Here is a 14,497-nt window from a genome sequence, read left to right as displayed (position 1 = left end):
ATTCCCTCATCTTGTTTTGTTGCTGCCATGACAAAGTTCGCGCCCTTTGGGGCGTCTCAATTTGTATTAATTGGTGACAGCGCCGCACCACTTGCCGCCTCGCCTAACCGAGCGGCGGGGGTGGCATGCCTTTGCGGAGATTTACGGGAGATGAGTGGGCGCGGGAAAGCGCGGTATCACGCGCTGGAAAGGGTAATGACTCGCTCCCGCGTGATATCGGCAAGCCTGGGGCAGCCGAGCCCTGCCATGGTCACTTCCAGCTCGGTGCGCAGCAGGTGGATCGCATGGGCGACCCCCGGCATTCCGGCGACTGCCAGGGCGTGCATCTGCGGCCTGCCGATCAGCACGGAGCGGGCGCCGAGCGCCAGAGCCTTGACCATGTCCGTGCCCGACCGGAATCCGCCATCCACCAACAGCGGTATGCGGCCGTCCACCGCGGCCGCCACATCCTCGATCATGTCGAGCGCACTCGGCAGCCCGTCGAGCACCCGGCCGCCGTGGTTCGAGACGATCAGGCCGTCCGCGCCGAGGTCCACGGCGCGGCGGGCGTCTTCGCCCAGGACCATGCCCTTGACCAGGATCGGCAGGCGCGTCGCTTCGCGAAGCCAGGCCAGGTCCTCCCAGCGCGGCGCGGCATCGGCCAGCGGCGTGCCGAGCAGGATGCGCCCGCCTGGGGTGGCGGTATGGCGGGGCATCGGCATGCCGGCGAGGTTCGCCGCGGAGACCCCCGGCGGCAGGGTCATGCCGGAGAGCTTGATCGCCGCATCGATGGTGAGCACGATCGCTTCGTAACCGGCGCCTTCCGCGCGCCGGACCAGATCGAGGCTGTGGCGGCGGTCCGGCTGAAGGTAGAGCTGGAACCACAAGGGCGCTCCGTCCTTGCCGAGTTCCCCGGCGAAGGAACGGCCCGCTTCGGCAATCTCCTCCAGCGTGAAGCTGGCAAGCGTGCTGACGATCATGCCGGTGTCGAGCGCCGTGGCGGCGCGGACGACCGCCAGTTCACCGTCGGGATGGGCCAGGCGCTGATAGGCCAGCGGGGCCAGCATCAGCGGGGCTGCGTGACGGCGTCCGAACAGGTCGAGCGCAGTCTCGCCGCCGCGCAGGTCCGCCATGGCGCGGGGGAGCAAACCCCGGCGGGCGAAAGCGGTGCGGTTGAGGCGCAGCGTCTGCCCTTCGCCCGAGCCTTCCTCCAGATGGCGCCAGGCCTCGACCGTGAAGTGATCGGCCGCGCGGCGGGCATAGTCGGCAAGGCTGCGCAAGTTCGCCGGGATCTGCGTCAAAGGCGGCAAGGGGCCCTCGCTCACGTCGAGGACCATTGGCGCAGGAGGTTGTGGTAGACCTGCGTGAGCGTGTCGACCGAGGCGTGTTCCGGATGATCGACGACGACGCCCTGGATCGCGCCGTCGAGTTCGAGCAGCAGCCGGCGGCGTTCGGGCGAGGCGACGAAGCTCTGGGTCCAGAAGAACGAAACGAGACGCGTGCCGCGCGTCACCGGGGCGACGCGGTGCAGGCTGCTGCCGGGATAGACGACCAGGTGCCCGGCCGGCAGCTTGACGCTGTGGGTGCCGAACATGTCCTCTATCACCAGCTCGCCGCCGTCATAGGTCTCGGGGTCGCTGAGGAACAGGGTGCCGGAGATGTCACTGCGCAAGTGCTCGCCGGTGCCGGGGATCGGGAAGATCGCGTTGTCGACGTGGTTGCCGTAATGCCCGCGCCCGTCGTAGCGGCTGAAGCGGGGCTGGAGCACCCGCTGCGGCAGGGCGGCGGCGATGAACAGCGGCGTCTGCATGAGCCGCGCCAGCACGCGGTCGGCAAGTTGCTTTGCCAGGGGGTGGCCGAGCGGAAGCTGCTCGTTTTCCTTGACCTGCGCCGCGCGGTGACCGGCGGTGGCGCGGCCGTCCGCCCAATCGGCGCCTTCGAGTGTTGTGCGAATTTCGCGCACTTCCTGGGGCGAGAAAAGCTCTGGAATTTCGATGACCATGCGGCTTCTCTTGCCGAATTCCCGGGCGCTGGCAATCGCTGCGAATGAATTGCAGGAACCCGGCGGACGCCCGAAGGCGCCCGCCGGGCCGTTGGGACCTGTTACATCTTCGCGGTGAGGGTCAGCACTGCCGAGCGGGCGTCGCCGGGCGTGGCCCAGCCCACACCGTTGCCGCGGATGCGGGTGTAGTAGAGCTTGTCGCCGATGTTCTTGACGTTGAGCTGCGCCGAGAAGTTGGGCGAGAAGTCATAGGCCAGGTAGGCCTGGTGGATCAGGAAGTCGTCGGACTTGACGGCGCCTGCGGTCGGCGTTGCCACGGCTAGGACGAAGCCGTCCTGGTACGTGAGGCCGTAGCCCACGGTGAGGCCGAAGGGCAGGCGATAGGTGGTGAAGAGGCTACCCGAGTTCTTGGGCGTCTGCGGCAGGTACTGCCCGCCGCCCGGGTTCGGATTGGCGGGGCTGTTGGTGCAGGTTCCGGTTCCGGGGTTCGCGAGGCACGCATCGGAGACGGACTGCAGCAGCTTCGACTTGAGATAGGTATAGTTCGCCGTGATCGTCCAGGCCGGGGTAATCGTGCCCGAGGCGCCGAGCGCAATGCCGTCCACGCGCGACTTGCCATCGAGCTGCTGGTCGGGAACGGTCGGATCGCCGGAGATGACGGCGTATTTGTCGCGCTCGTTGCGGAAGGCCGAGGCGGTCAGCAGCAGGCCGCCGTCGAACAGCTCGCCCTTGACGCCGATCTCATAGTTTTTCGCCGATTCCGGATTGACGTTGCAGGTCGAGGAGGTCGCCCCGTTCTCGCCGGAATTCGTGCAGGCACCGTTGACCGAGTTCTTGGAGGGGGTGCGGGAATTGCCGTAGGCCGCGTAGATGCTGACGTCTTCGACCGGCTTGTAGTTCAGGCCCACGCGGTAGGAGAACAGCGTGTCGGCATTGCGGGTCCTGATGCCCGGCGTCACCTGGCCCTGGGTCACGGTCGCCGTGGTGGAGGGCGCTATCGCATCGGTGCGGGTGGTGCCCACATTGCGCTCCACGCGGGCACCCGCGCTGAGTTCGAACTTGCCCAGCTTCATCGTGTCGAACAGGTAGCCTGCGACGTTGGTCTGCTCACCCACGGTGTGGCCGGTCCGGATGAAATTGACCGGGCCCGTGTAGACATTGCTGCCATACGTGAAGTTCGCGGAGGCCGGACCAGCGATGACCTCGTTAGGATTGTCGATATTCATGAGCGGCAGGCGGGCGAAGGCAGCCGTGCCATCGGCATTGCGCAGGACATTGCCATTGTAGAGGTCGTACTTCTCCCAGGTCGCCGCGCCGCCGATGTCGATGGTGTGCTCGATCGCGCCGGTGTTGAACACCGCCTTGAGGTCGATCTGGTCGAACATCAGCTGGTTGCGGGTATCGCGCGTCGTGCCGCGCGGCCCGGTGGGATAGTAGTAGCCCGCCGGAACCGGTGTCGAGATCCCGGTGACCGTGCAGGCCGCGCCGGTCGGGGTCACGCCGCTGGCCAGGCACCAGGTGCCCTGCGGCGGATCGACTTGCGTCAGCTGGCGCGAATCCTGCCAGCGGGCAAGGTTGCGGACGGAGACGGTGTCGCTCACCTCATGCTCGAAGATCGCGGTGAGCTGGTCGACGTTGATGCGCTGCTTGTCGACATTGCGGAAGCCGAAATAGTCGCTGCGATGAACGCCCGGCAGACCCGATCCCGCGTAGTAGGGCAGACCGTACTGGGGAATGTTCCGGTCTTCCTGGTGGTTGTATTGCAGCGTGAGGCTGGTCGGGCTGTCGATGCCGATCGTGACCGAGGGCGCCACGCCCCAGCGCTTGTAGTCCTCGACATCCCGGCCTGGCACGTCGTTGCGGTGCCACATGGCGTTGAGGCGGAAAGCCACGAGGTCGTTGACGCGCTTGTTGAGATCCACGGTGGCGCGATAGTAATTGTCAGTGCCGATCCCGGCCGTCGCCAAGTACGCATCGTCGGCCTTCGGCCGCTTGGTGACGATGTTGATGTTGCCGCCCGTCGAACCGGCGCCGGAAATCACCGAATTGGCGCCGTTCGTCACCTCGATCTGTTCGAGATTGTAGGAATCGGTGCGGGTGATCTGGGCGCTGTCGCGCACGCCGTCGACCGTAATGTCGTTGCTGGCGCTGTATCCGCGGAAGGTGATGTTGTCGCCGGGGCCGGTGCCGCCTTCGCCGGCGCCGAAGGTGATGCCGGGAACCGTCGAAAGGACGTCGCGCAAGGTGAGCAGGTTCTGCTGCTCGATCACTTCACCCGAAAGCACGGTGATCGTCTGCGGCGTGTCGAGGACGGGGCGGGTGCGCTTCGGCGATTCCAGCACGCGTCCGGGCTTCTCGTCGATTGCGGTATCGCTGACGGTCACGCCGCCCAGCACGCGCTGTCCATCAGCCTGCTGGGCCTGCGCGGCGGGGGCAAGAGCCGGGGCGATACACGAAAGCGCGAGGAAAGTGCGGCGCGCAGCCGCCGACGAAGGCTTGAAAGACATAATTCCCCTCATGACCGGATAATTCCGTTGCTGCTTCCGATAATGAGAGTCATTCGCATTCGCAATATGCTTTGTTACATTTGTATCGCTTTTGTTGCAAACGCGCCCCGGCGTTGGCTGACGCTTCAGGAAGGGGCGGTTTCGTTGTCGTCTACGATGAGTTCTTGAAGCGCCGGGCTGAGCCATTCCTGGATCCCATCGGCACTGCGGATCAACGCACGGACCGCAAGGTTCTGCCGCAAGGCCAGAGCGCGCATGGCCTCCGCAGGCTCGACGCAGAGCGCGGTCGCCCAGGCATCGGCGAGCATGGCGGAGCGATGGATGACGCTGACCGCCATGGCCGTCTCGACCGGAATCCCGGTGCGCGGATCTATCGTATGACGCCCGCGAACGTAGTCGCCCGATGTGGCGACGGCGAGTTGGTGCAGGGCGATGCGCAAAGGCGCGACCCCGGCTGCGGGCATCTCCAGGTCGACCCACCAGGGATCGCCGTCCGGCCGCAGCCCGGCGCCCACCAGCTCGCCGCCGATCTCGACGAGGAAATGGTTGCAACCCCGTCGCCGCAGGAGCGCGGCCAGCGCGTCGACGGCATAGCCCTTGGCGATGCCCGAGAGATCCAGACGCAGGCCGCCCGGTTGCCGGAGCCGCTGCCGATCGTGGTCGAAGTCCAGGCGGCGATAGCCCGAGAGCTGGCGCGCATGGGACAAGGCCTCGGCGGAGGGTGGTCCGGCGACCCCCACTGGCCCATGGCCCCAGAGATCGATGAGGCACCCGATGGCCGGATCGAAAGCGCCCGCGCAGACTTCGGCGACCGCCAAGGCCGCTGTCATCACGGCAGCGAAGTCCTGCGGCAGCGCGGTCCAGGTTCCGGCGGCAGAGCGATTGAAGTGGCCGAGCACGGAGTCCGCCCGCCAGTGGCTCATCTGCGCGAGAATGTCTTCAAGCCGGGCGGCAATGGCGGCGTCCAGTCCGGCCCGGTCGAAGCCGGCGGGAGCGGCGAGGCGCAGGCGCCAGTTCGTCCCCATCGTCTCTCCGGCGAGATCGACGACGGGAGCGTCCTGAAGCCAATCGGCCAGGCAGGCGGCGTCGATCTCGAGCGGAACGGCCAGGCGCGGGATCGTCCCCGCGCCTGGTGCGATCGGCATGGAAGCGTCGTTGCCGATCAGGGCGCGACGACTTCCACGGTGGCCGTGTAGCTCATCCGGCGCTCGCTCGCGCGCTTCTCGCTGGGCTTGGCGTCTGCGGCGCTGGCGTTGATCCAGTACATCCCGGCAACCGGCCACTTGACGTGTAGCACGCCGTCGGCGCCCGTCGTCAGTTCCTGCGCCTGCTCGGCTTCGCGGTACTTCTTGCTGCCCGGAACGACCGTGACTTTCACCCCGGCGGCGGGCTTGCCGTCGACCAGGAAGCGGAACTGGCCTTCTTCGTTGGAGACCAGTTCGTCGGGGTGCGTGATCGGCTCGATCTCGAGGCCCTTGCCGGTTGCCGTGAACACGGTCTTGGTGGGGGCGTCGGCGGTGACGTAAATGTAGTTGGCGGCAAGCGTCTCGACGAGCTTCACGTCGGTGGCATTGGCGGGGATGTCGGCGACATTCTCGACCCGCCGGGCAGGAGCGGCTCCCTGTGCGCCGGGGCCACCGGGGCCACCGGCACCGGGCGCACCCATCGGCCTGCCGCGGCCGCCGAGGCGCCATTCCTCGCCGTTCACCTTGAAGGTGCCCATCACGCCGGAGCGCTGAGTGCCGATCTTCCACGTTCCGGGCTTGTCGATTTTCACGTCGAAGGTCGAACGGTAACGCCCCGTGGCGGGGTTCTCGAGCTTGCCCACACTGCCGTCCGGTGCCCAGACGGTGACCTGGTCGGGGCTCATCGGGAAGTGATCGGGATAGAACAGGTCGTTGGAGACGGCGGCGTCCACGGTCACGTATTCATCGGTTCCCGCTACGGTGGTCGTGGACGGCAGAAGCCACTGACGATGGGCCGAGGCGGGCGAAGCGAGAACCGCAGCGACGGCGGCGGAGGCGATCAGGATATGGTTTCTACGCATTGAAAATCCTTGAAGATCGTATTCCATTATACTGGAAAATAGGGAAAATCGCGTTGATCAGCGTACCGTGACGGCACCCAGCTCGCTGCTGCCGGAGGCCGAGCCGCCCTTCTTTACGGGAACCGAAATCGGCACCGAAACGAGTTCGCGTCCGCCCGTCTCGCGCGCAGCTTCGACCTTGAGGACATAATCGCCGGGGGCAAGGTTGGCGGGGAGAGGGACCTGGTAGGTGCCCGGTGCGCGGGTGGCGCCGCTCAGGCCATCGGCGGGGAGTTGCATCGAGCGGCCGCCCTTGCGCCACCAGGTGCGCAAGTCGGCCAGCCACTTGGTGCCGGACTCGCGACCGGCCTTCTTGACGTCGTACCAGACGAAGACCGTTCGCGCGGCGCCTCCGGCGGCCGGCTCCAGCCAGCCGACCACGTAAGGCCGGTGGTATTCCGCGACCTTGACGCGCGGGATGGTGATGCTGACCGTGGCAGCAGCGGCCGGGGCGGCCATCGTGCCGGCGACGAGCGCCGGGGCCATCAGGGAAAGCGCGGGCATTACCTTCGATGTCGTCATCGGTGCCTTCTTGTCTCAGTGGATGAATATCAGGGCGATCGCGAGCGGGATCAGCAGGCTCAGCCCCACCAGCGGCCAGGTCGAGGGCCGATGCCTGGCGTGAAGCTGGAGCAGGAACAGGCCCGTCACCGTGAAGATCACGCAGGCCGCCGCGAAGAGATCGATGAACCAGAACCACACGGAGCCGGTGTTGCGACCCTTGTGGAGGTCATTCAGATAGGAAATCGCGCCGCGCCGCGTCACTTCGGCGGAAACGGTGCCGTTCGAACGGTCGATGCTGACCCAGGCATCGCGGCCCGGGCCGGGCATGGCGACATAGACCTCGTCTTCAGCCGACCAGTCCGCCGCAAAGCCCGAGGGATCGAGAGGAACGGCTGCCGCCACGGCTTTCGCCACCTCGGGGGGGAGTGCCCCGTTCCCGTCGCCCGGGGGCGGCAGGCGGCGCAGAAGGGAAGGTGCGATCTTGCCCTGGCTTTGCACGACTTGCGGTTCGGCGCCGATCGAGGCGGCGTGGTTGAGCGTGATCCCGGTGATCGCGAAAAGGAACATGCCGGCCAGCGAAACGGCCGCGCTTACCCAATGCCACGTATGCAACTGCTTGAGCCAGAAGGCACGCGCCTTCTTGTTTTTCTTCTTGCTCGAAGCGCTCTGCCGGGCAGGCTTCGTCGAGCGACCGGAAGATGCGTGCGACGCGGGCGAAGATGCTTTGCCGAGACCGTCGGAGGACGCCGGGTCCACTTTGTCCAGCACTTCGAGAGTTTCGCCCTGGCCGCCCAACTCGCTCGTTTCCCTCATGAAGAGGGGGCATGCGCGGCGATGCGAATATCGAATCCCGGCCCCCTCATGGCCGAGCCATTACTGCAAGTGCGAATGCCTCGCAATAACAAAGACTGCTGTGATGATGAGGATCGCTGCTGCGACCCTGGACCAAGGTGACATGCCGACCCACGCAAGGAGGACTTGCTCCTGCGCGGGTCGGCATGTCGATTTAGAAAGTCAGTTAGACACCAACCTGAACCAGCTGATTTAAAGTCATTGTTTAAAAGTCAGCATCACGGCGCCGCGGGGTGGAACCGTGTAGCTGGAGGGCAGCCTGGACGATTTCGCGCCGGTCCAAAGATCCTCGATTTGAGAAACGGTGGCAAGAGCGGCATCGGCCGGGGTAAGGGCCAGCGAAGCGGCGGTATCGCCGCGGTTGAACAGGGCCAGGGCGACCTGGCCATTGGCCAGCGGCTTGGCCCATACTTCCATGGAGCCCACTTTGCGCACGGCCTTGCCCTGTACGCCCTTGGCATCCTGGTCCACCGCGATGACGCGGCGATTGGTAAGCATGGCCAGCGTGGCGGCATCGGTTTCGCGCAAGTCATGGCCCATCATCAGCGGCGCGGCGGACATGGCCCAGAGTGTCATGTGAGTGCGATATTCGTCCGCCGACATCCCGCCATTGCCGACTTCCAGCATGTCCGGATCGTTCCAGCCATGCGGACCGGCCCATTCGGGCTTGCCGTTCTTGTCGAACCCGATCTTCGCCATCGTCGGATAGTCATCGGTAATGTCGCCCGTCGTGCGCCAGAGCTGTCCGCCAACATCGCGGCCCCAGCTGCCCACGTCGAAGCGGCCATATTCGCAGAGCGAGAAAATGAACTCGCGGCCCGTCGCCTGGAGCGCCGCGCCCATCTCATAGTAGCTGCGCTTCACGGTGTCCGCGTCGTCATAGAACCATTCGCCGGAGCACAAGTCGTACTTCAGGTAATCGAAGCCCCAGTCGGCGAACGTCTGGGCGTCGGTCTTGACGTGGCCGTAGCTGCCTTCGAAGCCAGCGCATGTGCGCGGGCCCTGCGAAGAGTAGATGCCGATCTTCAGGCCCTTGGAATGGACGTAGTCGGTCAGGGCCTTCATGTCCGGGAACTTGGCGTTGGGCTGGAGTACGCCATTGGCGTCACGCTTGCCTTGCCAGCCGTCATCGATGTTGACGTAGATGTAACCGGCATCGCGAAGGCCCGATGAAACCATGGCATCGGCCATGGCGCGCACGGTCTTGTCGTCGATATGTTCGGCGAACTTGTTCCAACTGCTCCAGCCCATCGGCGGGGTGGCGGCGAGCGGGCTGGGGATCGGGGCGCCGAGCGGTGGCAGTGCCGCGAACTGGAAGGCGCGGGCTTTCGCCTCGGCAGCCTTGCCGCGACGGCCCTTGCTGTCGACATCGGTTTCCCAGATCCGCCCCTTGAGGTGTGCCTGGCCGTCCTCCAGCGCGACGCTCCAGGGGCGGGCGAGGTGTTCCTTGTCGTTGAGGTTTCGGGCCTCGAACTTCAGCTCGCCGTTCTCGACGCGCGGGTTGATCATCTCGACCGGGCCGTACCACTTGGTGGTGACTTTGCCCTCGATCCTGCCGCCCCGGGAGGTGACTTCCATCATCGTCACGCCGGGCGTGGGCGGGGTATCGTCGAACACCCAGACACCGTCATAGGCGGTCTTCGCCAGGGCAGGCGAGGCAAGGGAAAGACTGGTGCCGAGAAGGGCAGCGGCCATGAAAAGGGCGCGTTTCATCGCGATCTCCTGGAGACTTGCAGGGAACTGTTGAGAAGGATTCGAGGTTTGCCGCGTCAGACGGTCGCGGCGGCTTCCCGGCCTGCCTCGCTGCGGCGACGACCGTAGAGGAAGTAGACCAGCAGGCCGATCACGTTCCAGGCACCGAAGCGGACGAGGGTGCTTTCGGGCAGGCTGAACAGCAGGTAGGCGCAGCCCAGGATCGTCAGGGTGCCGATAAGATAGGGCTGCGGGCAGCGGAACAGGCGGGTCAGTTCAGGCGAACGACGCCGCAGGATCATCAGGCAGGCACCGACCGAGATGAAGGCGATCAGCGTGCCGGCATTGGCCAGCTCCGCGATCTCGTCGAGCCGGAAGATGCCGGCGACGATGGCGATCGAAATGCCGGTCATCAGCGTGATGCGGGTCGGCGCACCGGTGCGGGGGCTGATCTTCGCGAGGCTGCGGGGCAGCAGGCCGTCACGGGCCATGACGAAGAACACGCGGCTCTGGCCATACATCATGACGAGGATCACCGAGGGCAGGGCGAGCACGGCGGCCAGCGCGATCAGGTGCGCGGCGACGGGCTGGCCGAGCTGGCGCAGGACGAGAGCCAGCGGCTCGGGCGAATTGGCGAGCTGCTGGAAGGGAAGGGCGCCGATGGCGGTGATGGCGACGGCCATGTAGATGAAGGTGCAGACCACCATCGAGCCAACGATGCCGATGGTCAGGTCGCGCCCGGGGTTCTTCGCTTCCTCGGCCGAAGTGGCGACCGCGTCGAAGCCGTAGAAGGCGAAGAAGACGATGGCGGCGGCCGCCATCACCCCGCGCTTCTGGCCTTCCACTTCGGTGCTGCCGAAGCCGTAGGGCATGAAGGGCTCCAGATTGCCGCCATGGAAGGCCGGCAGGGCCATGACGACGAAGATCGTCAGCGCCACGAGCTTGATGATGACCAGAACGATGTTGAGCGTCGCGCTTTCCCGCGTGCCGGCAATCAGCATGCCCATCACCGCCAGGGCCACCAGCACGGCAGGCATGTTGACGATGCCGCCGCCATGCGGGCCGACCAGCAGCGCGTGGGGCAGGTGAATGCCTGCCGACTCTATCCAGCCGACCAGATAGCCGGACCAGCCGACCGCCACCGTGGAGCAGGCCAGCGAATATTCGAGGATGAGGCTCCAGCCCACGATCCAGGCAATCGTCTCACCCATGGCGGCATAGGAAAACGTATAGGCGCTACCCGCGGCGGGGATCATCGTCGCCATTTCGGCATAGGCCAGCGCCGCGCAGGCGCAGACGGCCCCGGCGATCGCGAAGGCCAGGATCACGGCCGGGCCGGCACGCTCTGCGCCGACACCGGTGAGGGTGTAGATCCCGGTGCCGACGATCGCGCCGACGCCGAGTGCAATCAGGTGAGGCCAGCTCAGGGTCTTGGCCAGGGAATGCCCGGATTCGCGTTGTGAGAGTTTTTCTATCGATTTACGCGGTCCGAGCATGGATCCCCCTGGTTATGGTCTCAGCCTGTCTGGCTGGCGGTAAAATGAGCGCGCAAGTCGTCGAGCGTGCTGGCGATGTGCTGGGTGAGCAGTGTCTTCACCTGCTCCGCATCCGCGGCGAGCCAGGCGTCGAGCAGGTCACGGTGTTCCATATGCGCGCGGTCGCCGCGCCCGGCCGGTTCGAGGTGCGCGATGACATAGCGCTCCGCGAGCACTTCGAGGCGTTCGACGAGCTGCGTGGTCAGCAGGCGCTTGCCGGGGCGCACCAGCGAGACATGATATTCGCGGTTGCGGACGGCGACGTCGCTGAGATTGTCCTTGGCGGCCGCGTCGAGCACTTCGAAAGCCTTGACCGCGGCCTTGCGGTCCTCGTCGTCGGCCTGGGTGCAGGCATAGGCCGCGGCGGCCGGTTCGGTCGCGAGGCGCAGCAGGTAGATCTCCTCCGCCTGGTCGCTGGACATCGGGCGCACGAACCAGCCGCGATTGGCCTGGCTGGTCAGCAATCCCTCGTGTTCGAGCCGTGCCAGAGCCTCGCGCAGCGGTATCTTGCTGACGCCGAGTTCGGCAGCCAGGGCATCCTGCCGGACCGGCTCCATGACGGGGAGCTTTCCTTCGACGATCCTTTCGCGGATCACGTCGAAAATGCGTTCGGCAAGGGTGCGGACGACGATTGTCACCAGTGAATCTCCATACAGGTCTCGACGGCGCGAAACGCCGTCGATCTAACGTATACGGTAGATGATCGCCAATGGTGCTGCAATCGGACCTTTTCTGCCGAGCCATTGCCTTTTGTTAGTCCCGACCGGACACCGCCCCGGCGAACCGGGGGGCGGAGATTTCGGTGGATCGAGACGTTCATGGCGCGGTGCAAAGCCTTGTGCGAACGGGCGGTGATTGATATATGGTATACGATATAGTCTGACTTATGCAACGGAGTTTTTGTGGCGTCGATTGGAATTGTCGGTGGCGGGGTGGTCGGGCTTTGCGCGGGCATCGAATTGCTCGATGCCGGGCGCCAGGTTGCGATCGTCGATGACGACGCCGCCGGCGCGTCAGCCTCCTGGGGCAATGCCGGGCATATCGCGGTGGAGCAGGTGGAGCCGCTGGCCTCTATGAGCATGGTGCGCAGTCTTCCGCAGCGGCTGTTCCTGCGCGGCGGCCCCTTGGCCTTTCCTCCGTCGGCTCTGGCGCAGTGGGTGCCTTTCGGCTTGCGTTTGCTCTCGGCTGCTCGTCCCGCCAACTTCCGCAAGGGCTGTGAGGCTCTGGCGCCGCTGCTGGCCAGATCGATGCCGGCCTGGGTCGCGACCGCCGAGCGCATCGGTGCACCCGATCTGCTGCGGCAGGACGGGCACTTCGTCGTCTGGCATGACGCGCGCGCCGCACGCGAGGGCCATGCTTCGTGGCAATCGTCCGAGACCGGCTCGGCCGAGGTCCACGCCGCCACGGAGGCCGAACTGGCGCTGCTGTCCGGCTTGACCGATCGACCGGCGGCCGGCGCGATCCGCTTTTCGGGAAGCGGCCAGATCGCCGATCTTGGAGAGTTGCGGCAGGCCCTGCGCAAGGCCTTCACCGATCGCGGCGGTATCCTCGTAGCGCAGCGCGGCGAACTGCGCCTTGCCGGCCAGAGGGTGGAGATCGGCGGGGTCGATGCCGATCAGGTGCTGGTCTGCGCGGGCGTGCGCTCACGCGAACTGATGGAGTACCTTGGCCACAAGGTGCCGATGATCGCCGAGCGCGGTTATCATGTCCGCGCCGATGCCAGCCGCTGGCCCGCGGATCTGCCGCCCGTGGTCTTCGAGGAGCGCTCGATGATCGTCACGCGCTATCGCGGCGCGGTTCAGGCCGCGAGCTTCGTGGAACTGGGCAAGGTCGACGCCCCTGCCGATCCGCGCAAATGGGAGCGCCTGGAGCGCCACGTTTCGGAACTGGGCCTGCCGATCGAGGGACCGTTCCGTCGCTGGATGGGTTGCCGCCCTACTTTGCCGGACTATCTTCCTGCCATCGGCCGCTCGACGAAGGCATCCAATCTCTTCTATGCCTTCGGCCATCAGCACCTGGGGCTTACACTGGCGCCGATCACGGCGCGGCTGGTCGCGGCGATGGTCGCAGGCGGGCAGCCGGAACTGCCGCTCGCGCCCTTCGACATCCAGCGTTTCGCATAAAGGAAGAATGACATGATTGGCGGATCGACCGCAGACATCGAACTGGCCGGCCTCACGGCCTGGGCCGACCGCGCCCCGGCCATCGCCGTGCCGGAGCGCGAGGCGCGGATGGAGCGCGCCCGCGAACTGACCGACCGACTGGGCGCCGATGCACTGCTCGTCAATGCAGGCGCCTCGCTGCGCTACTTCTCGGGGCTGCCCTGGGGGCAGACCGAACGCCTGGTGGCCATGATCGTGGCGCCCGGTCGCCAGCCGATCATGATCTGTCCGCATTTCGAGATCGGTACCCTGGAGGCGGATCTGGCGATCCCCGTGGACATCCGCTCCTGGCAGGAAGACGAGGATCCGGTCGCGCTGGTGGTCGGCGTCCTGGCCGAACTGGGCGCGAAGACGGTGGCGATCGATCCTGAACTGCCGTTCCATTTCGCCGAGCGCATCCGCCAGGGCAGCCCGGCCCGGCCGGTCGACGCCATGCCGGTGATAAAGCAGTGCCGCATGGTCAAGTCGGCCGCGGAACTGGCGCTGATGCAGCAGGCGAAGAACATGACGCTGCTGGTCCATCAGGCTGCAGCCCGCATCCTGCGCCCCGGTATCCGGCAGAGCGAAGTGGTCCACTTCATCGATGCGGCGCACCGCAAGCTCGGCGCCAGCGGCTCCAGCTTCTGCATCGTCCAGTTCGGTGAAGCGACGGCCTATCCGCACGGGCTTCCGGGCGACCGCGAGCTTCAGGAAGGCCAGCTCGTGCTGGTCGATACCGGCTGCACCATCCAGGGCTATCATTCCGACATCACCCGCACTTACGCGTTCGGCGCGGTTTCCGACGAGATCCGCCGCATATGGGATATCGAAAAGGAGGCGCAGCAGGCCGCCTTCGACGCCGTGCGTCCCGGCGAGCCTTGCGAGTCGGTCGATTATGCCGCCCGCTTGGTGCTCGAAAAGGCGGGACTTGGCCCCGACTACGCCCTGCCGGGCCTGCCGCACCGCACCGGCCACGGCATCGGGCTCTCGATCCACGAGCCGGCCTACCTCGTGCGCGGCGACAAGACGCCGCTGGAGCCCGGCATGTGCTTCTCGAACGAGCCGATGATCGTCGTTCCGCAGAAGTTCGGGGTGCGCCTGGAAGACCACATGTACGTCACCGAAACCGGCGCGCAGTGGTTCACCCGGCCGCAGGTCTCGATCGACCGTCCTTTCGCGGCGTGAGGAGAGTGGCTGCG

12 protein-coding genes are annotated in these 14,497 nt (G+C 66.1%); 2 read left to right on the top strand and 10 right to left on the bottom strand.

What is annotated here, in order from left to right; translation table 11 throughout:
- Nucleotides 1-176 precede the first annotated feature (176 nt).
- From ACZ1J6_RS04875 to ACZ1J6_RS04830, 10 genes are all read right to left on the bottom strand, one after another.
- Nucleotides 177-1,304 (bottom strand): alpha-hydroxy acid oxidase, encoded by a 1,128-nt coding sequence (locus ACZ1J6_RS04875; protein ID WP_465127052.1) that lies wholly within the window; start codon nt 1,302-1,304, stop codon nt 177-179.
- Nucleotides 1,301-1,981, bottom strand: a complete 681-nt coding sequence (locus ACZ1J6_RS04870) for a Fe2+-dependent dioxygenase (protein WP_465127051.1) — start codon at nt 1,979-1,981, stop codon at nt 1,301-1,303. Before ACZ1J6_RS04870 ends, ACZ1J6_RS04875 begins: the two co-directional genes overlap by 4 nt.
- Nucleotides 1,982-2,082: 101 nt before the next feature.
- Nucleotides 2,083-4,488 carry a TonB-dependent receptor gene (locus ACZ1J6_RS04865; RefSeq protein WP_465127050.1) on the bottom strand — a complete coding sequence of 802 codons (2,406 nt, stop codon included), beginning with the start codon at nt 4,486-4,488 and terminating at the stop codon, nt 2,083-2,085.
- A 125-nt stretch (nt 4,489-4,613) separates the two neighbouring features.
- Entirely contained in the window at nt 4,614-5,633 is a 1,020-nt protein-coding gene (locus ACZ1J6_RS04860; RefSeq protein WP_465127049.1) for an FAD:protein FMN transferase, read from the bottom strand.
- Nucleotides 5,634-5,650: 17 nt separating this feature from the next.
- A complete protein-coding gene (locus ACZ1J6_RS04855; protein ID WP_465127048.1) occupies nt 5,651-6,535 on the bottom strand; it encodes a DUF4198 domain-containing protein in 885 nt (294 codons plus the stop codon).
- Between the two features lie 57 nt (nt 6,536-6,592).
- Nucleotides 6,593-7,096, bottom strand: a complete 504-nt coding sequence (locus ACZ1J6_RS04850; RefSeq protein WP_465127047.1) for a DUF2271 domain-containing protein — start codon at nt 7,094-7,096, stop codon at nt 6,593-6,595.
- A 15-nt stretch (nt 7,097-7,111) separates the two neighbouring features.
- The gene (locus tag ACZ1J6_RS04845; protein ID WP_465127046.1) at nt 7,112-7,891 is read right to left on the bottom strand and encodes a PepSY-associated TM helix domain-containing protein; all 780 of its coding nucleotides are present in this window, start codon (nt 7,889-7,891) and stop codon (nt 7,112-7,114) included.
- A 237-nt stretch (nt 7,892-8,128) separates the two neighbouring features.
- Complete coding sequence (locus ACZ1J6_RS04840; protein ID WP_465127045.1) at nt 8,129-9,643, bottom strand: glycoside hydrolase family 27 protein; 1,515 nt, start codon at nt 9,641-9,643, stop codon at nt 8,129-8,131.
- A 56-nt stretch (nt 9,644-9,699) separates the two neighbouring features.
- Nucleotides 9,700-11,118: an amino acid permease gene (locus ACZ1J6_RS04835; protein WP_134095591.1), complete on the bottom strand. Its 1,419-nt coding sequence runs from the start codon at nt 11,116-11,118 to the stop codon at nt 9,700-9,702.
- 20 nt (nt 11,119-11,138) lie between these two features.
- Entirely contained in the window at nt 11,139-11,795 is a 657-nt protein-coding gene (locus tag ACZ1J6_RS04830) for a GntR family transcriptional regulator (protein ID WP_132265838.1), read from the bottom strand.
- Nucleotides 11,796-12,059: 264 nt separating this feature from the next.
- Here ACZ1J6_RS04830 and ACZ1J6_RS04825 point away from each other — a divergent pair, with 264 nt between their 5' ends.
- Together ACZ1J6_RS04825 and ACZ1J6_RS04820 are read left to right on the top strand one after the other, a co-directional pair.
- Nucleotides 12,060-13,280, top strand: a complete 1,221-nt coding sequence (locus ACZ1J6_RS04825) for an NAD(P)/FAD-dependent oxidoreductase (protein ID WP_465127044.1) — start codon at nt 12,060-12,062, stop codon at nt 13,278-13,280.
- A gap of 12 nt (nt 13,281-13,292) precedes the next feature.
- Nucleotides 13,293-14,483 carry a Xaa-Pro peptidase family protein gene (locus ACZ1J6_RS04820; RefSeq protein WP_314466536.1) on the top strand — a complete coding sequence of 397 codons (1,191 nt, stop codon included), beginning with the start codon at nt 13,293-13,295 and terminating at the stop codon, nt 14,481-14,483.
- Nucleotides 14,484-14,497: the final 14 nt, after the last annotated feature.

It is taken from the genome of Novosphingobium sp. BL-S-21 (genome assembly GCF_055521655.1).
This window is presented reverse-complemented; position numbering and strand designations above follow the sequence as displayed.

Coding starts and splice junctions, on each gene's coding strand:
- ACZ1J6_RS04820 (WP_314466536.1), top strand. CDS start 13,293: ATGATTGGCGGATCGACCGCAGACATCGAACTGGCCGGCCTCACGGCC.
- ACZ1J6_RS04865 (WP_465127050.1), bottom strand. CDS start 4,488: ATGTCTTTCAAGCCTTCGTCGGCGGCTGCGCGCCGCACTTTCCTCGCG.
- ACZ1J6_RS04855 (WP_465127048.1), bottom strand. CDS start 6,535: ATGCGTAGAAACCATATCCTGATCGCCTCCGCCGCCGTCGCTGCGGTT.
- ACZ1J6_RS04845 (WP_465127046.1), bottom strand. CDS start 7,891: ATGAGGGAAACGAGCGAGTTGGGCGGCCAGGGCGAAACTCTCGAAGTG.
- ACZ1J6_RS04840 (WP_465127045.1), bottom strand. CDS start 9,643: ATGAAACGCGCCCTTTTCATGGCCGCTGCCCTTCTCGGCACCAGTCTT.
- ACZ1J6_RS04870 (WP_465127051.1), bottom strand. CDS start 1,981: ATGGTCATCGAAATTCCAGAGCTTTTCTCGCCCCAGGAAGTGCGCGAA.
- ACZ1J6_RS04860 (WP_465127049.1), bottom strand. CDS start 5,633: ATGCCGATCGCACCAGGCGCGGGGACGATCCCGCGCCTGGCCGTTCCG.
- ACZ1J6_RS04850 (WP_465127047.1), bottom strand. CDS start 7,096: ATGACGACATCGAAGGTAATGCCCGCGCTTTCCCTGATGGCCCCGGCG.
- ACZ1J6_RS04835 (WP_134095591.1), bottom strand. CDS start 11,118: ATGCTCGGACCGCGTAAATCGATAGAAAAACTCTCACAACGCGAATCC.